This is a genomic window from Reyranella sp. (assembly GCF_004297405.1).
Lineage (GTDB): Bacteria > Pseudomonadota > Alphaproteobacteria > Reyranellales > Reyranellaceae > Reyranella.
In genome coordinates, this window is record NZ_SCVC01000035.1 from 1 (window position 1) to 25,403 (window position 25,403).

Consider the following 25,403-nt stretch of genomic DNA (forward strand, 5'->3'; position numbering starts at 1 on the left):
CGAGGGCCGCACGCTGTTCCGCGTGTTCCCGCACAACATCCTCTATCCCGGCATCTTCCTTGCCTTGACGGTGCTGGCCATCAACATCATGGGCGACGGTCTGCGCGACACGCTCGATCCGAAGATGAGCAAGAAAGTCTGATGTCGACAGCAGCGAAGAAGCCAGTCCTCGAAGTCCGCAACCTCAGCGTCGCCCTGCCGGCCGGTGGCGACCGCGTCCACGCCGTCGAGAAGGTGAACTTCACCGTCAATCCGGGCGAGATCGTCTGCCTCGTCGGCGAATCGGGCTCGGGCAAGTCGGTGATCGCCTTTACGGTGATGGGCCTGCTCGCCAAGGCGCTGAAACCCACTTCGGGCGAAATCCTGCTCGAAGGCGAGAACATCCTGACCGCCGACGAGACCCGGCTGCGCGAGCTGCGTTGCACGCGCATGTCGATGATCTTCCAGGAGCCGATGACGGCGCTCAACCCCGTCATGGCCTGCGGCGAACAGATCGACGAGGTGCTGCGCACGCACACCGAACTCGACGCCGCCCAGCGCAAGGCCAAGATCATCGCCATCCTGGCCCGCGTGAAGCTGCCGGAACCGGAGCGCATCTACGCCTCCTACCCGCACCAGCTCTCGGGCGGCCAGCGTCAGCGCATCATGATCGCCATGGCGCTGGTGCTCGATCCCGTCCTGCTGATCGCCGACGAGCCCACCACGGCACTCGACGTCACGACGCAGGCCGAGATCCTGAAGCTGATCGCCGAGTTGCAGGCAGGCCAGGGCACAGGCGTGCTGTTCATCACCCATGATTTCGGCGTCGTCGCCGAGATCGCCCATCGCGTCGCCGTGCTGCGCTGGGGCGAGCTCGTCGAAATGGGGCCGACCGAACAGATCCTGTCACGGCCCGTTCAGCCCTATACCAAGATGCTGATTTCCTCGGTGCCCTCGATCCGTCCGGTGCATCGCGGCGTACGCAAGGACAGCACCACGGTGCTGCGCACCGAGAAGCTCGGCAAGACCTACTCGGGCTCCGGCTTCTTCCAGAAGGCGCGCGTCGTTAAGGCGGCGGTCGATGTCGATCTCGACATTCGTCGCGGCGAAACGCTCGGCATCGTGGGCGAGTCGGGCTCGGGCAAATCGACCGTGGCACGTTGTATCGCTCGCCTGATCGATCCGACCGAAGGCAAGGTCTTCCTGGGCAACACCGAGATCGCCACCATCTCGGCTGGCAAGCTGCGTCCGCACCGCAGGCGCGTGCAAATCGTGTTCCAGGATCCCTATCGGTCGCTCAACCCGCGCATCACCGTGGGCGATTCGATCATCGAAGGCCCGATGAACTTCGGGCTGAGCCGCAGTGAGGCGATGGCGCGCGCGCGCAAGCTGATGGAGACCGTCCGTCTCGATCCCAATGCGCTCGACCGCTTCCCGCACCAGTTCTCGGGCGGTCAGCGCCAGCGCATCTGTATCGCGCGGGCGCTTGCCATGGAGCCGGAGCTGCTGATCGCCGACGAGGCGGTGTCGGCGCTCGACGTCTCGGTGCAGAAGCAGGTCCTGGAACTGCTCGACGAGATCCGCAAACGGCTGAACCTTGCCGTGCTGTTCATCACCCACGACCTGCGCGTCGCAGCCCAGATCTGCGACTATGTCGCCGTGATGAGCCAGGGTCGCGTCGTCGAGTACGGCGCCGCCGAGCAGGTCTTCGAGCAGCCCAAGCACGACTACACCAAATCCCTGTTCGCGGCCGCGCCCGGCCGCAACTGGGAATTCGGCAAGTTCGCCGCGGCTTAACTCCGGTCGAGCAGCGGCGCGATCGCGAAAGCCAGCATCGCGCCTACGATCTGGGCTGCGATGAAGGCCGGCGCATCGGTCGGTGCAATCCCCGCAAAGGTATCGGTGAGCGCACGGGCCACCGTGACGGCGGGATTGGCGAATGACGTCGACGCAGTGAACCAGTAAGCGCCGACGATGTAGACAGCGACCGCCGCCGGCAGAGCCTCGAGGCGCCGCCGCACGCCGATCAGGATCAGCAGCACCAGGCCGAAAGTCGCCGTCACCTCGGCAGTCCATTGGCCGATACCGGATCTGACCTTGGTCGAGGCCTGCAGGATCGGCAGATCGAACATCAAGTGGGCAAGCCATACGCCCAGGATCGCGCCCACGACCTGCACGGCGACGTACGGCAGGATAGCCGAGCGCGGACTATGGCCACGCAGGACAAGCGCCAACGTCACCGCCGGATTGAAGTGTGCTCCTGAAACGGGACCGAACATCACGATCAGGGCGAACAGGACGCCGCCCGTCGCGATCGCATTGGCCAGGAGAGCCAGGCCCACGTTCCCGCCGCAGAGCCTTTCGGCCATGATGCCCGAACCCACCACGCCCGCCAGCAAGAGTGCCGAGCCCAGCATCTCGGCAATCAGTGCTGGCCTCAAAGAGGCCGTGAGCATCAGGCAGCAGCAGCGGAAGGCGTCTGCTGGCCGATCGCGCGCAGGCGGTTCTGCAAGGTCATCCGGTCGAGACTGGCGAGCGGCAGGCTGAGGAAGAGCCGGATGCGGTTCTCCAGAACGGCATAGGCTTGTCGGAACGCCGCGCGTCGCTCGACCTCACTTCCCTCGACGGCGGCCGGATCGGGGATGCCCCAATGCGCCGTCATGGGCTGCCCTGGCCAGACAGGACAAGCCTCGCCGGCCGCGCTGTCGCATACGGTGAAAATGAAATCCATCTGCGGCGCGCCGGCGACCGCGTAGAGGTCCCAGCTCTTGGAGAAGAGCCCCTCGATGGGCAGACGCAATCCTGCAAGCAGGTCGAGCGTGTAGGGATGCACTTGCCCCTTGGGTTGGCTGCCGGCGCTGAAGCCTCTGAACCGGCCTTCGCCGAGGTGGTTGACGATGGCCTCGCCGAGCACGCTGCGCGCCGAGTTGCCGGTGCAAAGAAAGAGGACGTTGTAGGTTCGGTCGTTGCTCATCGTGGAGGCTCTTCCTGGTCGAAGCCGGTCTATACAGTATTTCTATATTTCTGGAAATATAGTTGACTCATGTGACCGAAGTATTACGTTGGGCCTATGAAGCTCGACGATGCTGCGGCCCGCCTCGAAGCGCTGGGCAATCCGACACGCCTCAAGATCTACCGGACGCTCGTGCGCGCGGGCCAGGAAGGCCTGCCTGTCGGCCGCCTCCAGGTGAAGCTCGACGCTGCGGCCTCGACCCTTTCGCATCACATCAAGACGCTGGTGATCGTCGGCCTGGTCACGCAAACGCGCGACGGCACGACCCTCGTTTGCCGCGCCAACTACGGCCTCATGCGCGAGCTGTTGGATTACATGGTCGAGGAATGCTGCGCCGACAGCGAGGGAAGCTGCGCGCCTGTCGCCGTGCCGCGAGTCGCGTGAAGCATCGGAGGGAAGAGACGATGTCGTCCACCAAGACTGTTGCCGTCCTAGGCGCTGGCCCTGTCGGTCTCGCCGCCGCTGCGCATTTGCTGGAACGCGGCCTGGAACCGATCGTGCTCGAAGCAGGGCCGACCGTCGGTTACGCCGTGCGTCAATGGAGCCACGTCCAGACCTTCTCGCCGTGGGAGTTCAATATCGACAAAGCGGCGGAACGGCTGCTCGCGGCGAGCGGCTGGAACCGGCCGCAGCCTGACCACTATCCGACCGGTACGGAGTTGCTGGAGCAGTATCTCGAACCGCTGGCGGCTCGTACGCCACTCAAGGATCGGATTCGCACGAACAGCAAAGTGACGGGCATCGGCCGTGTCGGCTTCGACAAGGTCAAAACGAAAGGCCGCGAAAGCGCGCCCTTCGAGATTCGCTACCAGAATGGCAAGGGGCCCAGAATGCTCCGCGCTGACGCGGTGATCGATGCGACCGGCACCTGGTTTTCGCCCAATCCGGCGGGAGCCAACGGCCTGCCGGCGGTCGGCGAACCAGAACTGCAGGACCGTATCGCCTATGGCATGCCCGACGTGCTGGGCCGTCACCGAAAGCGTTACGCCGACCGCACTGTCGCCGTGCTGGGCGGTGGCTATTCTGCCATCGGCACCCTGGTCGACCTCGCCCGTCTCAAGGACGAAGCCCCGGCCACGGAGATCATCTGGCTGCTGCGTGCCGACACACCCGAGAAGTCCTTCGGCGGCGGCGCCAGCGACCAGCTCGCCGCCCGCGGTGCCTTAGGCAGTGCCTTCGCCGCTCTCGTGGCCAGTGGCACGATCCGAAGCGAGACGGGCTTCCGTGTCGCCCATCTCAGCCATGACGGCGATCAACTGCGTATCGCCAGCGGGTCAGCCTGTTGCGCCCGCGCCGTCACGGCGAACGAACTCATCGTCGCGACCGGATTCCGGCCGAATCTCGATTTCCTGCGCGAACTCAGGATCTCGCTGGATCCGGCGCTGGAGTGCCCGCCGATCCTGGCGCCGCTGATCGATCCGAACCTGCATAGCTGCGGCACGGTACGCCCCCATGGCGCACGCGAACTCGGCCAGCCCGAACCCGGCTTCTACTTTGCCGGCATGAAGTCCTACGGCCGGGCGCCCACCTTTCTCATGCTGACGGGCTACGAGCAGGTCCGTTCGATCGCCGCCGAGATCGCGGGCGACCACGAAGCCGCGGCCAAGGTCGAGCTGGTGCTGCCTGAAACAGGCGTCTGCAGTGGGCCTCCCGCGTCTGTCGCGCCAGCCGCGTCGGGCTGCTGTGCGCCCAAGACCGCCAAGTCGGAAACGAAGACTTCGAGCTGCTGCGGCTGATCTGATGAACGCATTGTCGGGCGGCCGTCTGGTCGCCGTGGTTTGTGGCGCGCAGATCTTCGTACAGATCGGCGCCGGATTCTGGCCCGCACTGCTGCCGCAGATGATGCAACGCTGGTCGTTGTCCAACAGCGAAGCCGGCTGGATCACCGCGATCTTCTTCGGCGCCTACATGGTCTCGGTGCCGGTACTGGTCACCCTGACCGACAAGATCGACGCCAAGCGCGTCTATCTGTTCGGCGTCGGCTGCACGGTGGCCGGGCATCTGTTGTTCGGCCTGTTCGCCGACGGTTTCTGGTCGGCACTGGCGACACGCGCGCTGGCGGGCCTCGGCTGGGCCGGCACCTACATGACCGGCCTCAAACTTTTGGCCGACCAGGTGAACGCCAAGATGATGTCGCGTGCCGTGACGGGCCATGCCGCCAGCATCGGCATCTCCGGCGCGATCTCTTACCTCCTGGGCGATGTGTTGGCGGCGCAGTTCGGCTGGCGTGCCGCCTTCACGTTCTCCGCAGCGACTGCCGCTATCGCCTGGTTGACCATCGCGCTCGCCGTACCACGCCGGCCACCGCCGCCGCGCGTGGCGAGCCATGGCGCCTTGTTCGATTTCCGGCCGGTGATCCGCAACCGCTCGGCCTTCGCCTATTCCCTCGTCTACTGCGTGCATACGCTGGAGATGAGTGCGCTACGCGGCTGGGGGGTCGCCTTCCTCGCCTTCGTGGCGGCGCATGTCGGCCTGTCGGGTGAAGCGCTCTCGCCCGCCCTCGTCGTCACCTTGTTGGCGCTTCTCGGCACCTTCACCAGTGTGGTCGGCAACGAGGCTTCGATCCGCTTCGGCCGACGGCGACTGGTCGCCGCGGCGCTCATCCTGTCGGTCGTGGCAGCTGCAGCGGTGGGCTTTCTGGGGCCGATGCACTACTGGCTGGCCGTCGTTCTGCTGATCGTCTACGGCATGATCGTCTGGCTCGACTCGTCATCACTGACAGCAGGTGCCGCCGGCAACGCCGAACCCGCGCGACGCGGCGCCACGCTCGCCGTCCATTCGACGCTGGGCTACGCTGGCGGCTTCGTCGGGCCGTTGATCGTCGGCTGGACACTCGATCTCTCGGGCGGCATGTCGCCCCTGGCTTGGGGCATTGCCTTCCTGGTTATCGCCGCCCTGATACTGCTGGGACTAGGCTTCTTCCTCGCCCTGCGGCCACGCGAGCTGGAGGGCGAAGGGGGCTCACGCTAGCGCAAATCCTTCGTAGCCGTTCTTCACCACCGTCTCGCAGGCCTGAATGTAGGCCGGCAGACCACCGATGTATGGCATGAAGACTCGCGGCTTGCCGGGAATGTTGGCGCCGACATACCAGGAGCTACAGGTCGAACGCAGCGTGATGTTCGACACCTCGCCGACATGGCCGACCCAGGCTTCCTGCGCCTGCGGCTCGGGCTCGATCACGATCTTGCCCTTGGCGCGTACCGCCTCGAGGCAGTCGGCGATGAAATCGACATGCTGCTCGATGGACGGAAGCATGTTGGTCAGCACCGAGGGGCTGCCCGGTCCGGTGATCATGAAGAGGTTGGGGAAGCCAACGACCGTGAGCCCGAGATAGGTCTTCGGCCCTTCGTTCCACTTCTCCTTCAGGGTGACGCCACCACGGCCGCGGAAGTCGACCTTGAGCAGCGCGCCGGTCATGGCGTCGAAGCCCGTCGCCAGGACGAGGCAGTCGAACGCATAGTCCTGCCCCTTGGCGCGCAGTCCCGTGGCGGTGATGCGCTCCACCGGCTCGTCATTGATATCGACCAGGGTGACGTTGGGCCGGTTGAAGGTCGCCCAGTAGCCGGTGTCGACGCACAGCCGCTTGCAGCCGATAATGTTCTTCGGCACCAGCGCCTCGGCCGTCTTCGGATCCTTGACGACTTCGTGAACCTTGGCGCGCACGAAGTCCGCCGCCAGCTTGTTGGAATCGTCGTTCAGCAGCAGGTCGGAGAAGGACGCCATGAAGCCCAGCCCGCCATAGTCCCAGCGTGCCTGAAATTCGCGGTTGCGCTCGGCCTCGGGCGTCTCGACGGCAGAGCCGGGATTGATCGTGAAGTCGATACCGGCGGGCTTGGTCTTGGCGCGCTTGCGCATCTCCGGATAGCTCGCCTTGATCTCGCTCACATAGGTCGGATCAAGTGGTTTGTTGTGCGCCGGCACCGTGTAGTTGGCGGTACGCTGGAACACGGTGAGATGCTTGGCCTGTTCGGCCATGATCGGGATCGACTGGATTGCCGAGGAGCCCGTGCCGATCACCCCCACCGTCTTGCCGGTGAAGTCGACACCTTCGTGCGGCCAGTTGCCGGTGTGATAGGTCGGCCCCTTGAAGTCCTCGAGGCCCGGGATCTTGGGGGTGTTGGGCGAAGAGAGACAGCCCATGGCCGTGATGACGAAACGTGCCGCGACCTTGTCGCCCTTGTCCGTCTCGACGCGCCACAGGTTCGCCGCTTCGTCGAAAGCGGCCTTGGTGATGCGCGTCTCGAACTTCATGTCGCGACGCAGATCGAAGCGGTCGGCAACGTGATTGGCGTAGCGCAGGATCTCGGGCTGCGTGGCGTAACGCTCCGACCATTCCCACTCCTGCTCCAGCTCCGGCGAGAACTGGTAGGAGTACTGGACGCTTTCGACATCGCAGCGCGCACCGGGATAGCGGTTCCAGTACCAGGTGCCGCCGACGCCCTTGCCAGCCTCGAAGACGCGTGCCGCAAAGCCCTTCTGGCGCAGCCGATGCAACATATACATGCCGCCGAAACCCGCGCCGATGATCACCGCATCGAAATCGACCGACATACGTCCTCCGGAAACAAGGAAACCGATGACAACTTTAGTGCGACAGGGGACGTGACCGCGCAAGCCTTCCCGTGCGACGACTTCCACCGAGGAATTGAAGGGAGAAACTGGCCGATGGCCGAAAGCGCATATCCGGCAAGCTGGTATGCCGCCACGCGAGACGCGGCGCCCGATCGCGTGCCTCTCGCGGATCGGTGCGAGGCCGACGTCGCGATCGTGGGTGGTGGTTTCGCGGGGTTGCATACGGCGCGATTGCTCGCCCTTCAGGGCAAGCGCGTTGTGCTGGTCGAGCGCCGCCGCATCGGCTGGGGCGCTTCGGGACGCAACGGTGGCTTCGTCGGACCAGGCTATGCGGCCCGCTCGGGCGTTCTGATCGACAAGCTCGGGATCGACCATACACGGCGGCTGTATGCCCAGTCGCGGCGCGGCGTCGAAATTGTGCGCGAGGCAATCCAGGTCTTCGACCGACCTGACATTCTCATGGGCTCCCGCAAGCTCAGTGTCGCCCGCACCGATCAGGGACCCGATTTCGCCGACCGCACACGCCGCCTTGCCGATCAGCTCGGCGCGAGCTTCGAGCCCTGGAGCGTGGCCGAGGCGCGGGCAAAGCTCGATACCGCGCGCTACTACCAGGCGATCCACGACCCTACATCATTCCACATTCACCCGTTGAACTTCGCGCTGGCGCTCGCGGCAGACGTCGAACGACTTGGCAGCGTCCTCCACGAGGGCACGGAAGCGACCAGCCTCGAACGTAAAGGCGATCACTGGACGCTGAGCACAGCACACGGTTCGGTGACGGCGCGTCACGTCGTGCTGGCCGGCAATGCCGATCTCGGCCGCGTTCAGCCGAGCATCGCCCGCGCCGTGCTGCCGGTGGCCACCTATGTCGCGGTGACGGAGAAGATCGGGCCGAAGCTCGGCGAGGCGATCCGCTGGGCGGGCGCCATCTCCGACACGCGCCGCGCCGGCGACTACTACAGGGTCGTCGATGGCGACCGGCTGCTGTGGGGCGGACGCATCACCACCGACACACGCGAGCCGCCACGGCTGCGCGAAATGATGCGCGGCGACATTCTTTCGGTCTATCCGCAGCTCGGTGACATCCGCATCGCCTATGCCTGGCCGGGCACCATGGGCTATGCACCACACAAGATGCCTCAAGTTGGCCAGATCGAGCCCGGCCTCTGGATCTGTTCCGCCTTTGGCGGCCATGGGCTGGCCCAGACGGCAGCCGGGGCAGATGCGGTGACGGCCGGTATTTTGGGAGATGCCTCCAAGTGGCGGCTATTCTCCCCCTTCGGCACGAGCTGGGCCGGCGGTCCAGTGGGCCGGGCGGCCACGCAGCTTGCCTACTGGCACCTGCAGGCGAGCGACTGGTGGGACGAAAAGCGCCAGGCCCAGAACGCGGAGACACTGCGGACATGACCGCCCATCCTTCGACGATCGACACGATCGGCCAGTCGCCTCGACGCCGCGAAGATCGGCGCTTTGTCACCGGCCAGGGCGCTTATCTCGACGATCTTCGCTTCGAGGGTCTCGTGCACGCGGTGGTGCTGCGCTCACCGCACGCCCATGCCCGCATCCACTCCATCAATGTCGAAGCGGCGCGGCGCGCACCCGGTGTGCTGGCAGTGCTGACAGCGGCCGACGCGGCCGCTGACAGGCTGAAGCCATTCCGACCTTACGCCGAGACCAATACGCAAACCGGCGAGCGCTTCGCCTTCGCGCCCCAGCCGCTGCTTGCCCACGACAAGGTCAGGTTCGCCGGCGAACCGGTCGCCCTGGTTGTCGCCGAGAACAAGGCGCAGGCGCTCGACGCTGCCGAGCTGATCGACGTCGACTACGAGGCACTGCCCGCGATCACGACGGCTGAAGCGGCCCGGGCTTCCGGCGCGCCGCAGCTCGCCGCGGAGATTCCCGCCAACACCTGTCTCGACTGGCAAACCGGCGACATCGCTGGCGCAGATGCTGCCTTCGCACGTGCCGCCCATGTCGTCTCGCTCGCCCTCGGCAATCACCGTGTCGTGACGAATCCTATGGAGCCGCGCGGTGCTGTGGGATCGTTCGATGTCGAGACCGGACGCTACACGCTCCACGTTTCCAGTCAGAACATCCATATCAACCGCACCTTCGTGGCGCGATCGCTCGGCCTCGAAGCGAAGGATGTGCGCTTCGTGGCGCGCGATGTCGGCGGCGGCTTCGGCGCCAAGAACTTCGCCTACGTCGAACATGCGCTGATCCTGTGGGCCGCCCGGCGCACCGGCCGCGCGGTCAAGTGGATCGCAAGCCGCAGCGACGTGTTCCTGTCCGATCACGCGGCACGCGATATGCAGGCCGACGCCTCGTTTGCGCTCGATGCGGAGGGCCGCTTCCTGGCGCTCAGGATCGCCAGCGTCGCCAATCTCGGCGCCTACATGATCGGCGTCGGCGGTGGCGTGCTCACGAACCAGTACGTTCACCTGCAGGGGTCGGTGTATCGCATTCCGTCGATCGCGCTGCATGTCGTGGCGGTCGTGACCAATACCGCACCGATCGGCGTGACGCGCGGGCCAGGCTTCGCCGAAGCCATCAACGTCGTGGAGCGGCTGATCGACGAAGCGGCGCGGCAGACCGGCATCGACCGCGCCGAGCTCCGCCGCCGCAACATGGTGCCACCCCAGGCGATGCCCATGACCAACGCCTTCGGCTTCCAGGTCGATAGCGGCCATTTTGCCGAATCGCTCGACGCCGCCCTGTCTCGCGCCGACCGAGCGGGATTCATCGAGAGGCGGACAGAGAGCGCGGCGCGCGGCCGCCTGCGCGGTTTGGGCTTCGCCTATCACATCAAGGGAACGGGCGGGCCGCCGGACGAGAATGTCGATGTCCGGTTCGAAGCCGACGGCACGGTGTCGCTGATCACCGGCACGCAGCATATCGGCCAGGGACACGAAACCACGTTCCCGCAAATGCTGGCGACGCGGCTCGGCGTGGCAAACGAACGTGTCCGCCTGATCCAGGGCGATACCGACCTAATCCCGGCAGGTGGCGGTCACGGCAGTTCGCGCGCCACCTACATGGGCGGCACGGCGATCTGGCGCGCCTGCGATGAGATCATCGCCAAGGGGACGGTGCTTGCCGCGGAAGCACTGGAGGCGGCCGAAGCCGATATCCGCTTCGAGGGAGACCGCTTCGTCGTCTCCGGCACCGACCGTGCCATCGGCCTGTTCGAGGTGGCGGCGCTAGGGCGTGAGAAGGGCAAACCGCTCGACACCTTCCATGCCTGGACGCGCGAGCACATGACCTTTCCCAACGGCGCGCATGTCGTGGAAGTCGAGATCGACCGCGACACCGGCCGCGTCGAGCTGGTGCGCTACACCGCCGTCGACGACTATGGCGTGCTGGTCAATCCCATGGTGGCGACCGGCCAGGCGCATGGCGCCATGGCACAGGGCGTTGGTCAGGCTCTGCTGGAGCAGGCGGTTTACGATCCCAAGTCGGGTCAGATGGTGACGGGATCGTTCATGGACTATGCCCTGCCCCGCGCCGACGACCTGCCGTCCTTCGACCTCGGCTTCAACGGCACACCTTGCACGACCAATCCGTTGGGCGTGAAAGGGTGCGGCGAAGCAGGCGCCATCGCGGCCTTTCCGGCCATCGCCAACGCCATCCTCGATGCGCTCGCGCCGCTCGGCGTGCGTAACTTCGAGGGACCAGCAAGCCCTGCCCGGATCTGGCAGGCAATCGAGGCTGCCAAATGAGACGAGAAGCCCCTTCTGCCCAGCGCAACCGCCAGCCCATTCTCGACGTGCTGAAGCATCATCTCCCTGCCGCAGGTCTGGTGCTGGAGATTGCGAGCGGTACGGGCGAGCATGTCGTGCACTTCGCGGCCACGGCCCCCTACCTCACCTTCCAGCCTAGCGACCCCGACGACGGTGCCCGCGCCAGCATTGACGGCTGGGTAGAGACGCTCCGGCTCCCCAATGTCCGGCCGGCCGTAGCCCTCGACGTCACGTCATCCATCTGGCCGGTCGATCACGCTTCCGCGATCTTGTGCAGCAACATGATCCATATCGCGCCCTGGGAGGCGACAGTCGGACTGATGGCCGGTGCCGGGCGCATCCTGCCAACGGGTGGGTTGCTCTTTCTCTACGGACCGTATCGGCGCGGCGGCCGACACACCGCGCCCAGCAACGAGGCTTTCGACCTCGATCTGCGCCGCCGCAACCCGGCCTGGGGGGTGCGCGACCTGGAGGCTGTCGCCGACCTTGCCGCTGCCCAGGGCTTTGACCCGCCGGTTACTACGGAAATGCCGGCGAACAATCTGACGCTGGCGTTTAAACGCGCTTGAACCGCCTCACGGTGGCATTCCTGCAAGGGATGCGCTAACGATTTTCGACACCGCGGGGAGCATCGTCGGGCCTATGTCGAATCGCAGTGGCGTCGCTAAACAAATTGCAGTCAATCGGATTTTCCGGAGCGTCGCCGCCGTTCCGGTGCTGGCCTTCGCGCTGGCCGGCTGCAAGCCCGAGAACAAGTTCCAGCCGCCGCCGCCGGCCGAGATCAGTGTCGGCATCCCCGTGAAGCAGGAGGTGGCGCCCTTCGAGGTCCTGACCGGCAACACGGTGGCCTTTGCCACCGTCGACCTCGTCGCCCGCGTCGAGGGCTTCCTGACCTCACAGAACTATATCGACGGCTCCGAAGCCAAGAAGGACCAGCAGCTCTTCGGCATCGAGCAGACGATGTACAAGGCCAAGGTCAAGGAGGCCGAGGCCCAGCTCGACGGCGCCAAGGCCACACTGGCCCAGGCCGAGGCCGAGTTTACCCGCCAGGAGATTCTGCTCCGCCAGAACGTCTCCGCCCAGAACACCTACGACACTGCCAAGGCCAAACGCGACAACGCGCGGGCCAATGTCGAGAACGCCGAAGGCAACCTCACGATCGCCCAGACGAACCTCGGCTACACGACGGTTCAGGCACCGTTCGACGGTATCGTCAGCAAGCACTTGATCTCGGTCGGCGAACTGGTCGGTGCGTCGACCGCTACCAAGCTCGCCACGATCGTCCAGCTCGATCCGATGTACGTCACGTTCAACATGAGCGAGCAGGACGTGCTGCAGATCCGCCATAACCTCAAGGAACGTCGCCTCGACATCGAGGAGCTGAGCAAGGTCCCGGTCGAGATCGGCCTGATGAACGAGGAAGGCTTCCCCCACAAAGGCTTCCTGAACTACGTGTCGCCGGAACTCGATGCGACGACCGGCACGATCCTAGTCCGCGCCCTGTTCAACAATCCGACACGCGCCCTCATTCCCGGCTTCTTCGTGCGCGTGAAGGTACCGAAGGGCCTAGGCGCCACGGCCTCGCTGCTGGTGCCCAACCGGGTCATCGCCGAGGACCAGGCCGGCAAGTATCTCCTGACGGTCAGCAAGGACAATGTCGTCACCCAGACCCGGATCACCACCGGGCAGCTTCTCCCCAACGGCCTACGCGTCATCTCGACGGGCCTAAAGCCCGACGATCAGGTCGTCCTCAACCTGAACGGCGCCGCGATCCCTGGCGCCAAGGTCGTTCCCAAGCTGACGACTATCCCCGTTACGACCGACGGCGCTCCCGCCGCCCCGAAGTGACCGGCCGGGAAACGCAACCATGATCTCCGCGTTCTTCATCAACCGGCCGGTTCTGGCCAACGTCCTCGCCATCATCATCGTGCTGATCGGCGGCGTGGCGCTGGCGACCCTGCCGGTCGCGCAATATCCCAACGTCGTGCCGCCCACGGTCCAGGTCACCACGACCTATCCGGGCGCGAGCGCTGCGGTCGTCGTCAACGACGTGGCCCTGCCGGTCGAGCTGCAGGTCAACGGCGTCGAGAAGATGATCTACATGCAGTCCTACAGCACGGACGCAGGCACCTACACGCTCACCGTGACGTTCGAGATCGGCACCGATCTCGATTTCGCGCAGGTGCTGGTGCAGAACAAGGTCAGTGCCGCGCTTGCCTCGCTGCCCATGCCGGTGCAGGCACAGGGCCTCGTCGTCGAGAAGAAGTCGACCTCGATCCTCCAGATCGTGTCGCTGAGGTCGCCCGACGAGCGCTACGACAGCCTCTATCTCAGCAACTACGCGACCATCAACCTGGTCAACGAGCTGTCGCGCCTGCCGGGCGTCGGCAACGTCAACGTGCTGGGCGTCGGCCAGTATTCGATGCGCGTCTGGCTCGATCCGCAGAAGCTCTATACCTTTGGTCTCACCCCCTCGGACGTGAGCCGCGTCATCCAGCAGCAGAGCCAGGACGTGACGGCGGGCCAGGTCGGCCAGCCGCCGGCGCCCAAGGGGCTCGATTTCCAGTACACGATCGACGTCGTCGGGCGCCTGAGTACACCGGAAGAGTTCGGTAACATCATCGTCAAGGCCGACCAGGGCAATGGCGGCCGGATCGTGCGGGTTCGCGACGTCGGCCGGGTCGAGCTGGGCGCGCAAACCTATTCCCAGACCTCGCACATCAACGGCAAGCCCAATTCCGGCATCGCGATCTACCAGCTACCCGATGCCAATGCCCTCGACGTCGCCAAGCGCGTCAAGGCCAAGATGGTCGAACTGTCCAAGGCCTTCCCGGAGGGCCTGGCCTACGAGGTGCCGTTCGACACCACGCGCTTCGTGAATGCATCGATCAACGAGGTCTTCATGACCTTGATCGAGGCTGGCATCCTGGTCCTGATCGTGATCGTGATCTTCCTGCAGGACTGGCGCGCAATGCTGGTGCCAGCGACCACGATTCCCGTGACGATCATTGGCGCCTTCGCGGCCATGGCGGCGCTCGGATTCACCATCAACACGACAACCATGTTCGGCATCGTGCTGGCGATCGGTATCGTGGTCGACGATGCGATCGTGATCGTCGAAGGTGTCGCCCATCACATCGAACGAGGTATGTCGCCCCACGACGCGGCGATCAAGGCGATGGACGAGCTGTTCGGGCCGGTCATCGGCATCACCCTGGTGCTGATGTCGGTATTCCTGCCGGCGGCCTTCCTGCCCGGCCTGACCGGCCAGATGTTCGCCCAGTTCGCCCTGGTCATCGCCGCCACGGCCCTGATCAGCGCCATCAACGCCGCCACCCTGAAGCCCACCCAGTGCGCCATGTGGCTGCGGCCGGCGACACCGCCGGAGAAGCGCAACATCTTCTTCCGCGGCTTCAACAAGGTCTACAACAAGCTCGAGGATGGATATGCCGGCATCGTCGGCTTCATGGTCCATCGCGCCGGCATCATGGTCGTGATCGCCCTGATCGCGGCCGGCATCGGTGCCTGGGGCGTCGCCCGCCTGCCGACCGCGTTCATTCCCAACGAGGATCAAGGCTACCTGATGATCGGCGTGCAGTTGCCGGACGGCGCCTCGCTCGAACGCACCAATGCCACGCTGCGCCAGGCCGCCGAGATCGCAATGGCCGCGCCGGGCGTCGAGAACGTCGTGGCGCTGGGCGGTATGTCGGTGCTCGACAGCAACTCGCCGCTGGCCAATGCCGCCGTGTCTTACGTCATCCTGAAGGACTGGGACGCGCGCCTGAAGGTGCCGGGCCAGGACCTCCGCTCAATCGTGTTCGGCCTGATGGACAAGTTGAAGGTCCTGCAGGATGGCCGCGCCTTCGTCATCGTGCCGCCCGCCATCCAGGGCATCGGCAATGCCGGCGGCTTCCAGATGCAGGTCGAGCAGAAGGACGGCAGCTTCGACTACACCAAGCTGCAGGCCGTGACGGATACGATGATCGAGAACGCCAGAACGCAATCGGCGCTGACCAACCTCGTCACCTCTTTCCGCGCTGGCGCCCCGCACGTGCGGATCGAGGTCGATCGCGTCAAGGCCGAGTCGCTCAGGGTTCCGGTCGGCGACGTCTTCACGACCCTGTCGAGCTACATGGGTTCGTCCTACGTCAACCGATTCAACAAGTTCGGCCTCAGCCTGCAAGTCTACATCCAAGCCGACTCGCAGTACCGCACGCGGCCCGAGGACATCCTGAGGCTGCAGGTGAAGAACCTCGACGGCCAGATGGTGCCGATCGGTGCCATCGCCGAGCTGAAGCCGGCGCTCGGCCCGCCGCTGATCAGCCTCTACAATCTCTATCCGTCGGCCGCGATCGTGGGCTCGCCTGCGGCGGGCTTCAGCTCGGGCGAGGGCATCGAGCTCATGGACCAGATCGCCAAGGCGATCCTGCCGCCCGGCACTGGTTACGAATGGACCGGCATGGCCTATCAGGAGAACATCGTCGGCAACCAGCTGATGTACGTGTTCGCGCTCGCCATCCTGCTGGTCTATCTTTGCCTCGCTGGCCAGTACGAAAGCTGGATCGCGCCGCTCGGCGTCATCCTGGCCGTGCCGCTGGCGCTGAGTGGTCCGGCCATCGCGCTCACCGCCGTCGGCCTCGCCAACAACATCTACACCCAGATCGGCCTGATGCTGCTGATCGCGCTTGGTGCCAAGAACGCCATCCTGATCGTGGAGGTGGCACGTGAGCGCCGTCTGGTCGACGGGAAGAGCATTGTCGAGTCCGCCATCGAGGCGGCCCGCACCCGCTTCCGCCCGATCCTGATGACCTCGTTCGCCTTCATCCTGGGCGTCGTGCCGCTGGTGACAGCGACGGGCGCAGGGGCGAACTCGCGCATCTCGCTCGGCCTTTGCGTGTTCAGCGGCATGATCGCCTCGACCTGCCTGGCCGTGCTGTTCGTGCCGTCGTTCTTCACGGTGTTGCAGCGCTACGAGGAATGGAGCAAGGGCCGCAAGGGCGCCAAGAAGAGCAAGCCGGCCGAGCCGGTGGCAGGCACCGCCGACTGACCATCATTGCTGCATAAAAACCAACCAGCGGGCCAGATCGCGCCCGTTGGCAGGCGAATAGCCGCGGCGCTTCGCCTTGCCATGACAGGGAGGCTTGGCCTATTTCCGAAGCCGCCAAAAGCCTGGGAATCCTGAAGCTGTTCGTCGAGTGAGAGGAATGAAGGGAAAGTTTTTTGCCAACGTCCTGCTGGCCATCGGCGTCACGCTGGCCTGCTTCCTTGCCGTAGAAGGCTTCACGCGACTCTATCTCGACGACGGGCTGCTCTACGAACTCGAGATGTGGAAGTACGCACGCGAGGTGAAGGAGCGCGACTATCGGCCCGGCATCGGCCACCGTCACCGCGCCAATGCACATGCACAGCTTATGAACGTGGATGTGCGGACCGACGAGAACGGCTTCCGCACGCCGCCGATCCCCTTGCAGGCGCCGCCGGGCGTCGCCCGCATCGCCTTCGTGGGCGATTCGGTGACCATGGGCTGGGGTGTCGCCGAGCAGGAAACCTTCGCTCGCCAGGTCCTCGACACGCTCAAGAATCAGGGCCGCAAGGTCGACGGTTTCAACTTGGGTGTCGGCAACTGGAACACCGCGCAGGAGCTGGCTGCCTACAAGGCGATGGGCGCCAAGTTCAAACCCGACATCATCGCGCTCGTTTACTTCATCAACGATGGCGAGCCGATGCCGACCTACACCGACACGAGCTGGCTTTCGCTGCATTCGGCCGCCTGGGTCGTATTGAACTACCGGATCGACTCGCTCCTCCGCTCGTTCGGCGAGGCCCCCGACTGGAAGCAGTATTATCGCGGCCTCTACAATGCCGATGCCGACGGCTGGCGGCGGACGCGCGAGGCGCTCGCTGGCTTTGCCCAGGTGGCGAAAGAAAGTGGCGCGAAGCTCCTGGTCTTCCACGTGCCGGAGTTGCGCGAGCTCAAGCCCTATCCTTTTCAGGACGTGACGGACAAGGTGCGCGCCGAGGTGGAGCGCACCGGCGCCCCCTTCATCGATCTGCTGCCGGTCATCGAGAACCTCGAGCCATCGAGCCTCTGGGTGACGGTTCCCGACCCCCATCCCAACGGCAAGGCCGAGATCGCGCTCGCCAAGGGCATGATGCCATCGATCGTCGAAACCCTCGACGGTCTGTGCAAGGCTGAGCAGAAGGGCTGCTAAGAAAGAGCTGGCAAAACGAGGGCTACAGGAGCTTCGCTGTGGCTCTACGCAACGCCTTACTGGTTCTCGGTTCGATTCTCGTCACGACCATCATGGCCGAAGCAGCCGTGCGCGTGATCGACGGCTATCGCTTCCTCGCCTTCCCGCTCGACGGTACGGCTGAACCAACTGACGTACCCGCCGAGTGGCTCGACAAGGTATCGCTTGCGCCGGGGGTCGATCGGGCCTGGTTCGCCGACGATCCGCCACCGCTGCCCAATCGCAAGCCGGTACCCGAGGAATGGCTTCGGCTCTTCCGACAGGTCGAGAGCAATCCCCCGAGCGATGGTTCCTTTCGTGCCATCGACGCCTTTCGCGCCTGGAACGCGAAATATGCCGGCGATCCCTGCCAGAACCGTGTCCTGCGCCACGCGCCAGGGCAGCTCTATCTCTATGACCCTGTCGACGGCGGCGCTCTGCCGCCCTACCGCTTTCCGCCCAACGCGACTCTGCCCAACTTGCTGGTGACCAACCAACTTGGCTGGCGGGGCGCGCCGATTGAAGTTCCACGCCAGCCGCGGACAGTACGCATCGTCTTCGTCGGCTCCTCGGTGGCGATGGATGCGCCGCATCTGCCCTTCGGCTTCACCGAGCGCGCAGGCTATTGGCTCAATCTGTGGGCCGCGTCGAGGAAACTGGATCTACGGTTCGAGGTCCTGAACGCCGGTCGAGAAAGCATCGGCTCCAGTGAAATCGCCGCCGTCGTGGCAACGGAAGTGCTGCCGCTCAAGCCCGATCTGGTCGTCTATCACGAAGGCGGCAACCAATTCCGCCTGGGTTCGATCGTCGAGAAGATGCCGGCTGGAGAAACGGCTCGCCCTCCGCAGCCGCAGGCTTCCATACCGGACTGGCTACAGACGGCCGCGCGTTACTCCGCACTCGCGGCGCGCTTCAGCACCGCCCTCAGGATCGCAGGCATCGAAGCAGCAAACGCTGCGGCGTCAGGGACGAATACCGCAAACAGCGGCGCCGAATGGCCGAAACCCGACTATCGCATCGCCTGGCCAGCCGGCCTCGACGAAGCCGACCCCGACCTCGCCTATCCCAACCTGCCCGTCAGTCTGTCGATCATCCAGCATGACCTCGATCGCATCCGCAGCGATCTCAGCGGGATCGGTGCGCAACTCACCCTGACCTCGTTCATCTGGATGGTGAAAGACGGACTCGTGCTCGATCCGGTCCGCCACCGCTACATCATCGACCAGCTCAACATCAGTAACTATCCGTTCCGCTATCGCGACATCGCGCGTCTGGCGGCGTTTCAAAACCGCCTCCTGACCAAGTACGCCAGGACCCACGGCCTTCCCTTCATCGACTTCGCACGCGACATGCCGCTGGAGCCGGATCTGTTCATCGACGCGGTTCACACCAACAAGGCAGGCAGCCGCCTCAAGGGCTGGGTGGCGTTCAACCAGCTCGTACCCATCATCGAAAAGCATCTCGCCGCCGGCGACTGGCCCACGGCTCCGCCCAATCCGCCACCCGCTCTGCCGACCTTCACGCCGCGTCAGATCAACGTCAGCTGCCGTTGACGGCCGCTCCCTATGGCTTGAACTCCTTGGGCAGAGAAAAACCACTCTGCGTCAGCTTCTTTTCCAGCACGGGAATGGCGGCTGCCGTATTGCCTTTCTGGCAATCCTCGAGCGCCACACTGGCTTCGACATCGAAACGCCGCCCCGGTGCGTTCTGGACGTAGCGGCGATAAAGCGCCGAGAGTTCGGCGCAGTAAGCTCTGTCGTTGTCCGGGGCAGCAGACGACGGGACCGGGAGTATCGGACCGAGTGTCGCAAGGAGCAGTAGTCTTCGTTTCATGACGCCCCCTCTCGGTCAGACGTCGCTCAATCCCTCACCTTGACCGCATCGGCGATGAACTGTGCTTCGTTGTTCGAAAGCGGCGCCGCCGATTCGCGGCAGAAGGCGGCACCGAGAATCCAGTTCACCTGCCCATTGGTGATCGGACCGTTGCGCACGAAGGCAATGCATTGCCGTTGCGGCTTCTGATAGGTCACGTAGCGATCGCCGGTGGCGTTCTGGCTCAACGCCCAACCGCTGGCCCCTGCCGTGACGTTCTTGAGTGCATCTGCTGTTCGTATCCAATCGGCAGCCCCCGAAGCGGAGACGGGACTCATCCCGCCCACGCCATGAGCATTTACGATCCTGTAGAAACCGATGGAGAACTCGCTCTTGGAATCCGTGTAGGCATGCCGCCAGCCCTGGACGGTGCCGATTCGAAAGGTGCGCGTGTTCGAGGTCCAGCATTGAGAGAAGGGCACGCCATAGACGGGCGCGGTTTCACACGCGATCTCGTTGGAGAACACCCATGAATCTTGCGCCGAGGCGATCTTCGACAGACCAGCACTGGCGACCAGCGCCACTACGCCGGCCAGAAGCATGGCAAAGATCGAGAAAGAGGAAGGATTGTCGGCACGCGACGATGTCCGTCGCGCCTCACCAGACCCAGGTTCTTGCCGGCAACAAGGTTCCATTTGCCTCACCTGTTACAAAGAACTCAACGCACGGACCTCAAGCCGTAAGGACACGAAGTCTCGTTCGGGAAGTCGATCCGGCGGCCCGAGGCGTCCTGACATGAAACGCCATAGGTATTGCTCGATCTCGTAGACGTCGACGGGGTCGTGACTGGCGCCGGGTTCGTTGCGGCCCGAGCCTTGGCGGCCGCCTCGGCCTTCTTCTGGTCGTCATCGAACTTGGCGACGGCAGGTGCTGCCTCACGGAGCAATGTCTGCTGCTGCGCAGCCGTGAGGTAGCCCGTGGCCGATTGGTTGTGCGCGCGTTGCCAGTTCAGGATCATCTCGCGCGACCGCGGACCGAAGATGCCGTCGGTGCCGAGCGTGTCGAAGCCCAACGCCGTCAACGCCACCTGAAGCCGCTGGCGGTCGGCCGATGTAAACTTCAAGGCCGTCTCTGTTGTCTCCGCGAGCTTCTGGGTCGCCGCCTCAGCGTCGGCCTTTTGCTTGGCCTCGGCCGCCTTCTGCTGCGCTTCCGCCGCGGCCTTCTGGCGGGCTTCTGCTTCCGCTTTCTGGCGAGCTTCGGTTTCCGCCTTCAGCCGGGCCTCGGCTTCGGCTTTCTGCTGAGCTTCGGCTGCTGCTTTCTGGCGAGCTTCCGCCTCCGCTTTCTGTTTGGCTTCGGCCGCCGCCTTCTGGCGCGCTTCGGCTTCTGCCTTCTGCTGCGCCTCCGCAGCCGCTTTCTGGCGAGCGTCCTCTTCGGCCTTCTGACGGACTTCCGCCTCCGCTCTCTGCCTGGCTTCGGCCGCTGCCTTCTGACGAGCTTCCGCTTCTGCCTTCTGCTGCGCCTCCGCGGCCGCTTTCAGACGAACTGCCTCTTCAGCTTTCTGCCGGGCTTCCGCTTCGGCTTTCTGCCTGGCTTCAGCCGCAGCCTTCTGGCGAGCCTCGGCGTCCGCTTTCTGCTGCGCTTCGGCGGCTGCCTTCTGACGGGCCTCCGCCTCGGCTTTCTGCTGAGCGTCGAAGGCCGCCTTCTGCTGAGCCTCGGCTTCAGCCTTCTGCTGGGCTTCTGCCGCCACCTTCTGGCGAGCTTCGGCCTCCGCTTTCTGCTGCGCTTCTGCTGCAATCTTCTGCCGAGCCTCGGCTTCGGCCTTCTGTTGGGCTTCGGCAGCCGCCTTCTGGCGGGCTTCTGCTTCCAATCGGGCTTTGGCCGCCTGCTCTTCAGCAGTCAGCACCTGAGACGTCCCAGGCGGCGACGAATCTGGCTCGAATATCAGATACCCACCCACGCCCAGAACGAGGACAACCGCGATGGCCGCGGCCAAACCCACCCGCTTCTTGCCGGCGAAGCCTGCTTTAAGTGCGGAGACCGAGGCGAGGGCGCGCCGATCGATTTCCGGACGTTTCGGCGGCGGCGCACTAGCGGGCGGTGGAGGTGCAGTGGTCGCCTTCGTAGCCGCTGCCCGCTTTGGTCTCGTGTAGACGGTCGAATCGCTTTCAGCCTCGTCGTCGGCCGGAAAGAGCAGGGCACGCCAGGCCGCAATCGACTGCGGGCGATCCTTGGCACGGACCGCCAGTCCCACATCGATGCCCTCCAAGGTCGCGACGGCGTAGCCATCGGGCTTCAGCGAAGCCAGCGGCTCATAGGTGTCGTTCAGCGCCCGTTCCAGGGAACTGGGAGGCGCCTTGCCGGTGATCGCATGGTAGAGCGTCGCCGACACGCCATAGATATCCGTCCAAGGCCCCTGCTTGTCCGAGGTGAGCTGCTCGGCGGCCGCATAACGCGGCGTGAAGATCGCCGTCAGGGCGGCGGTACGATCAGCCATGGATGCGCGCGATGCGCCGAAATCGATTAGGGTCGGATTGTTCTGGGCGTCTAGAATGATGTTGGCTGGCTTGACGTCGCGATGAAGGAAGCCGGTCTTGTGAACCGCTTCCAGACCCTCGAGCAGCCGACCGAGCACGCGCTCCGCGACGGCAGGATCCAGCTTGCCGTCCTGCTTCAGGCGCTGCTCCAGCGTATCGCCGCGCGCCAGGCCCATGATCATGTAGGCAGTGCCGTTGGCTTCCAGGAAGTCATGGACGCGAACGACCGCCGGCGCACCATCCAGGGTCGCGAGGATGCGGGCTTCTTCGAGGAAGCGTTCGCGCCCCCAGATGAAGTCCTCGGCAAGCTGCGTCGACCGCGGGACGACCATCGTCCCATCTTCGCGAAGGGCCAGCGATGTCGGCAGGTACTCCTTGACCGCGACCTCTCGGCCGAGCGTCGTGTCCTTTGCGTAGTAGGTGATTCCGAAACCGCCGTGCCCGAGAACGGAAATCAGCTCATAGTTGCGCAGCCGCGTTCCCGCGGGCAGCGTGCCCCGTAGCTCTTCTTGCTTGGCGCCAGCCTTGGTCTCGGCCGCCATCCACCGTCCTTGCCATCGAGGTTGGGCTGGCGGCAATTCTAGCCCAAGCGCTGGCTCGACAAAGCGCAAAAAAATGCGAGCGCTTCCGTGAAATAGCCATGATGGCGCAACTGACCTGTCGCGCACGCTGCGATTGCGGCGCGGGCGATTGATCCGTTCCGGCCCAATATCCCCTTGTCCAAGGGACTGGTGGTGCGGGATATTTCAGCCGTGGTCGGTGCACTGCCCGCTCGCCGGGAAGTGACGTCCCATGAGGAAGCAGGAATCACGTGCGCGCGATTGAGCTGAAACCTCTTATCGGACGTCTCAACGATGTCTGCCGTCGAGCTCTCGAAGCCGCAGCCGGCGCGACAGCTCTACGAAGCCATTACAATGTCGAGATCGAGCACATGCTGATCGGCTTGCTCGATCGCACCGATACCGACATCGCGGCCATCCTGCGGCGATGGGAAATTGATCCCGCGAGAGTGCTGACCGACATCAACCGATCGCTCGACCGAATGAAGACCGGCAATGCACGCGCGCCCTCGTTGTCACCCGACATCGTGGAGATGGTGAAGTACGCCTGGCTGCTCGCTTCGGTGGAACACGGCGCAAGCCGGGTTCGCTCCGGCCATCTCCTATGGGCGCTCCTGGCTGACGAGACATTGGCGCTGCGGGCGCGAGAGGTATCGGCGCGCTTTGCCGCGATTCCCGCTGATGTCCTGAAGCGTGAACTCCTCACGATCTGCAAGGACACGGCAGAAGCCGCGCAAGCCACAAAGCAGGCCGATGGTTCCGAAGCGGCCGCGACCGGTGCCGGCGAAGTGCGGCCAGGTGGGTCAGCGGCCCTCGATCAGTTCACCATCGATCTCACCGCTCAGGCGAAAGCCGGCAAGATCGATCCGATTCTCGGCCGCGATCTCGAAATCCGGCAGATGGTCGATATCCTCACCCGGCGGCGGCAGAACAACCCGATCCTTACCGGCGAAGCAGGTGTCGGCAAAACTGCCGTCGTCGAAGGTCTCGCGTTGAGGATCGCCTCCGGCGATGTTCCTCCAGCGTTGCGCGACGTTACTCTGCGCACATTGGATCTCGGTCTGTTGCAGGCCGGCGCAGGCGTGAAAGGGGAGTTCGAAAACCGCTTGAAGTCGGTGATCGAAGAAACCAAGGCCAGCCCTAAGCCAATCATCCTGTTCATCGACGAGGCGCACACCTTGATCGGGGCCGGTGGCGCGGCGGGTCAGAACGATGCGGCCAATCTACTGAAGCCCGCCCTGGCGCGCGGCGAACTGCGGACGGTCGCGGCGACGACTTGGGCGGAATACAAGAAGTACTTCGAGAAGGATGCCGCCCTCACGCGGCGCTTCCAGCCTGTGAAGATAGAAGAGCCCAGCGAGAAGATGGCGACGGCGATGATCCGCGGTCTCGTTGCCACACTCGAACTTCACCACAAGGTCAGAATCGTCGATGAAGCGGTAAGCGAAGCGGTTCGCTTGTCTGCCCGCTACATTCCGGCCCGTCAGTTGCCCGACAAAGCTGTCAGCCTGATCGATACGGCCTGCGCTCGCGTCGCGATGAGCCAGAACGCCATACCGGCGCCGATCGACGATCGCCGCCGGCGCACCGACCTGATCGACACCGAACTCCGGATCGTCGAGCGGGAGATGGCATCGGGCCTCGACCATGCCGTCCGACGCGATGAACTGAATGCCGAGCGCCTTCGGATCAGCGACGAGCTGGCCGACCTCGAAAAGCGCTGGGAGGCCGAGCGCGAGATTGTCGCCGAGATCGACACAGTGCGCGGCCGGATCGAAGCCCCCACGCCCGACGCCGACGGCGAGGCCGATCGCGCCAAGCTAGCTGAGCTCTCGACGAAATTGCGCGCTTTGCAGGGCGAGCAGCCCCTGATCTTCCCGATCGTCGACGGCCAGGCGGTCGCCGAGATCGTCGAAAGCTGGACCGGCATTCCGGCCGGCCGCATGCAATCCGATGAAATCCGCACCGTTCTCAATCTGCGCGAGTCCATGGAGCGTCGGGTCGTCGGACAGAGCCATGCCATGGCTGCCGTTGCCCAGGCCATTCACACCAGTCGCGCTGGGCTCACCGATCCGCGCCGGCCGATCGGCGTCTTCCTGTTCGTCGGCACGTCGGGCGTTGGCAAGACCGAGACGGCGCTCAGCCTGGCGCAGCTCCTCTATGGAGGAGAACAGAACGTAACCACCATCAACATGGCCGAGTTCAAGGAGGAGCACAAAGTCAGCCTGCTGATGGGTAGTCCACCGGGCTATGTCGGCTACGGCGAAGGTGGCGTGCTGACCGAAGCGGTGCGGCGGCGGCCCTACAGCGTCGTCCTTCTCGACGAAATGGAGAAGGCGCATTCGGGCGTACAGGACGTGTTCTACTCGGTGTTCGACAAAGGCAACATGAAGGACGGCGAAGGCCGCGACATTGATTTCAAGAACACTGTCATCATCATGACCAGCAATGCTGGTACGGACCTGATCACAAAGTTATTCGCCGATCCTGAGACGGCGCCAGACGCCGCCGGCCTTGCAGAAGCTCTGCGACCGGAGCTGGCAAAAGTTTTCAAACCAGCTTTCCTCGGCCGACTGACACTCGTGCCGTATTTCCCGCTGTCGGATTCGGTAATCCGCCAGATCGTGGTCATGCAGCTCGAAAAGATTCGCGCCCGCGTGCGCGACACCTATCGCGCGACCCTCGACTGGGCGCCCGAACTGGTGGAGATGATAGCGGCGCGCTGCACCGAGAGCAGTTCCGGCGCAAGAAACGTGGAGAACATTCTCACTCGAACTCTACTGCCCGACCTGTCCGCCGAAATACTGGCGCGGCTTGCCGATGGCGAGACCATTCAAAACGTCCACGTTGGTCTCAAGCCCGACGGGTTGTTCTTCTTTGCCATTAACAAACCTTAAAGGGGTTGCTATTGTTTTTGCAGTTGAGTGCTTGTGGACGCCTTGATGCTTTTGGAAGTGGAGGCT

The 25,403-nt window shown here is 64.5% G+C and carries 18 protein-coding genes; 12 read left to right on the forward strand and 6 right to left on the reverse strand.

All coding sequences use genetic code 11. The features are described 5' to 3' along the window. Positions 1 to 141: 141 nt before the first annotated feature. Complete coding sequence (locus EPO50_RS22750) at positions 142 to 1,776, forward strand: ABC transporter ATP-binding protein (RefSeq protein WP_296347784.1); 1,635 nt, start codon at positions 142 to 144, stop codon at positions 1,774 to 1,776. Here the strand turns inward: EPO50_RS22750 and EPO50_RS22755 are convergent. Then, a complete protein-coding gene (locus EPO50_RS22755; protein WP_296347786.1) occupies positions 1,773 to 2,435 on the reverse strand; it encodes an MIP/aquaporin family protein in 663 nt (220 codons plus the stop codon). The two genes, EPO50_RS22750 and EPO50_RS22755, sit on opposite strands and share 4 nt — an antisense overlap. Next, on the reverse strand, positions 2,435 to 2,953 hold the full coding sequence (locus EPO50_RS22760) for an arsenate reductase ArsC (RefSeq protein WP_296347788.1): 519 nt from the start codon (positions 2,951 to 2,953) through the stop codon (positions 2,435 to 2,437). The genes EPO50_RS22755 and EPO50_RS22760 overlap by 1 nt, the downstream gene beginning before the upstream one ends. A 96-nt stretch (positions 2,954 to 3,049) precedes the next feature. Between EPO50_RS22760 and EPO50_RS22765 the strand changes: the two genes are divergently transcribed. From EPO50_RS22765 to EPO50_RS22775, 3 genes are read left to right on the forward strand one after another with little or no spacing between them, the layout of a single operon-like run. Next, complete coding sequence (locus tag EPO50_RS22765; RefSeq protein WP_296347790.1) at positions 3,050 to 3,376, forward strand: helix-turn-helix transcriptional regulator; 327 nt, start codon at positions 3,050 to 3,052, stop codon at positions 3,374 to 3,376. A gap of 20 nt (positions 3,377 to 3,396) precedes the next feature. Next, a complete protein-coding gene (locus EPO50_RS22770) occupies positions 3,397 to 4,728 on the forward strand; it encodes an NAD(P)-binding domain-containing protein (protein ID WP_296347792.1) in 1,332 nt (443 codons plus the stop codon). Between the two features lie 4 nt (positions 4,729 to 4,732). Further along, positions 4,733 to 5,962 (forward strand): MFS transporter, encoded by a 1,230-nt coding sequence (locus tag EPO50_RS22775; RefSeq protein WP_296347795.1) that lies wholly within the window; start codon positions 4,733 to 4,735, stop codon positions 5,960 to 5,962. On the opposite strand, the gene EPO50_RS22780 is transcribed toward EPO50_RS22775, so the two are convergent. Continuing rightward, on the reverse strand, positions 5,954 to 7,543 hold the full coding sequence (locus tag EPO50_RS22780; RefSeq protein ID WP_296347797.1) for an NAD(P)/FAD-dependent oxidoreductase: 1,590 nt from the start codon (positions 7,541 to 7,543) through the stop codon (positions 5,954 to 5,956). The genes EPO50_RS22775 and EPO50_RS22780 overlap by 9 nt on opposite strands. Before the next feature lie 114 nt (positions 7,544 to 7,657). Between EPO50_RS22780 and EPO50_RS22785 the strand changes: the two genes are divergently transcribed. The 7 genes from EPO50_RS22785 to EPO50_RS22815 all read left to right on the forward strand — a co-directional run bounded on the left by EPO50_RS22785 (position 7,658) and on the right by EPO50_RS22815 (position 19,087). After that, positions 7,658 to 8,971: an FAD-binding oxidoreductase gene (locus tag EPO50_RS22785; RefSeq protein ID WP_296347799.1), complete on the forward strand. Its 1,314-nt coding sequence runs from the start codon at positions 7,658 to 7,660 to the stop codon at positions 8,969 to 8,971. Further along, positions 8,968 to 11,283: a xanthine dehydrogenase family protein molybdopterin-binding subunit gene (locus tag EPO50_RS22790; RefSeq protein WP_296347801.1), complete on the forward strand. Its 2,316-nt coding sequence runs from the start codon at positions 8,968 to 8,970 to the stop codon at positions 11,281 to 11,283. Before EPO50_RS22785 ends, EPO50_RS22790 begins: the two co-directional genes overlap by 4 nt. Further along, the gene (locus EPO50_RS22795) at positions 11,280 to 11,873 is read left to right on the forward strand and encodes a DUF938 domain-containing protein (RefSeq protein WP_296347802.1); all 594 of its coding nucleotides are present in this window, start codon (positions 11,280 to 11,282) and stop codon (positions 11,871 to 11,873) included. The genes EPO50_RS22790 and EPO50_RS22795 overlap by 4 nt, the downstream gene beginning before the upstream one ends. 73 nt (positions 11,874 to 11,946) lie before the next feature. Then, on the forward strand, positions 11,947 to 13,152 hold the full coding sequence (locus tag EPO50_RS22800) for an efflux RND transporter periplasmic adaptor subunit (protein WP_296347803.1): 1,206 nt from the start codon (positions 11,947 to 11,949) through the stop codon (positions 13,150 to 13,152). Positions 13,153 to 13,171: 19 nt separating this feature from the next. After that, complete coding sequence (locus tag EPO50_RS22805) at positions 13,172 to 16,351, forward strand: efflux RND transporter permease subunit (RefSeq protein ID WP_296347805.1); 3,180 nt, start codon at positions 13,172 to 13,174, stop codon at positions 16,349 to 16,351. Positions 16,352 to 16,508: 157 nt separating this feature from the next. Further along, positions 16,509 to 17,516 carry an SGNH/GDSL hydrolase family protein gene (locus EPO50_RS22810; RefSeq protein ID WP_296347807.1) on the forward strand — a complete coding sequence of 336 codons (1,008 nt, stop codon included), beginning with the start codon at positions 16,509 to 16,511 and terminating at the stop codon, positions 17,514 to 17,516. A 38-nt stretch (positions 17,517 to 17,554) separates the two neighbouring features. Beyond that, positions 17,555 to 19,087 carry a hypothetical protein gene (locus tag EPO50_RS22815; protein WP_296347809.1) on the forward strand — a complete coding sequence of 511 codons (1,533 nt, stop codon included), beginning with the start codon at positions 17,555 to 17,557 and terminating at the stop codon, positions 19,085 to 19,087. Positions 19,088 to 19,097: 10 nt separating this feature from the next. Here EPO50_RS22815 and EPO50_RS22820 read toward each other — a convergent pair whose 3' ends face one another. The 3 genes from EPO50_RS22820 to EPO50_RS22830 form a co-directional block, all read right to left on the reverse strand. Beyond that, complete coding sequence (locus EPO50_RS22820) at positions 19,098 to 19,367, reverse strand: hypothetical protein (protein ID WP_296347811.1); 270 nt, start codon at positions 19,365 to 19,367, stop codon at positions 19,098 to 19,100. Between the two features lie 26 nt (positions 19,368 to 19,393). Next, positions 19,394 to 19,948, reverse strand: coding sequence for a hypothetical protein (locus tag EPO50_RS22825; protein ID WP_296347812.1), 555 nt, complete (start codon positions 19,946 to 19,948; stop codon positions 19,394 to 19,396). Between the two features lie 116 nt (positions 19,949 to 20,064). Continuing rightward, the gene (locus tag EPO50_RS22830) at positions 20,065 to 22,422 is read right to left on the reverse strand and encodes a serine/threonine-protein kinase (protein ID WP_296347814.1); all 2,358 of its coding nucleotides are present in this window, start codon (positions 22,420 to 22,422) and stop codon (positions 20,065 to 20,067) included. A 269-nt stretch (positions 22,423 to 22,691) separates the two neighbouring features. Between EPO50_RS22830 and tssH the strand changes: the two genes are divergently transcribed. Next, positions 22,692 to 25,337: a type VI secretion system ATPase TssH gene (tssH, locus tag EPO50_RS22835; RefSeq protein ID WP_296347816.1), complete on the forward strand. Its 2,646-nt coding sequence runs from the start codon at positions 22,692 to 22,694 to the stop codon at positions 25,335 to 25,337. The last annotated feature ends 66 nt before the right edge of the window (positions 25,338 to 25,403 follow it).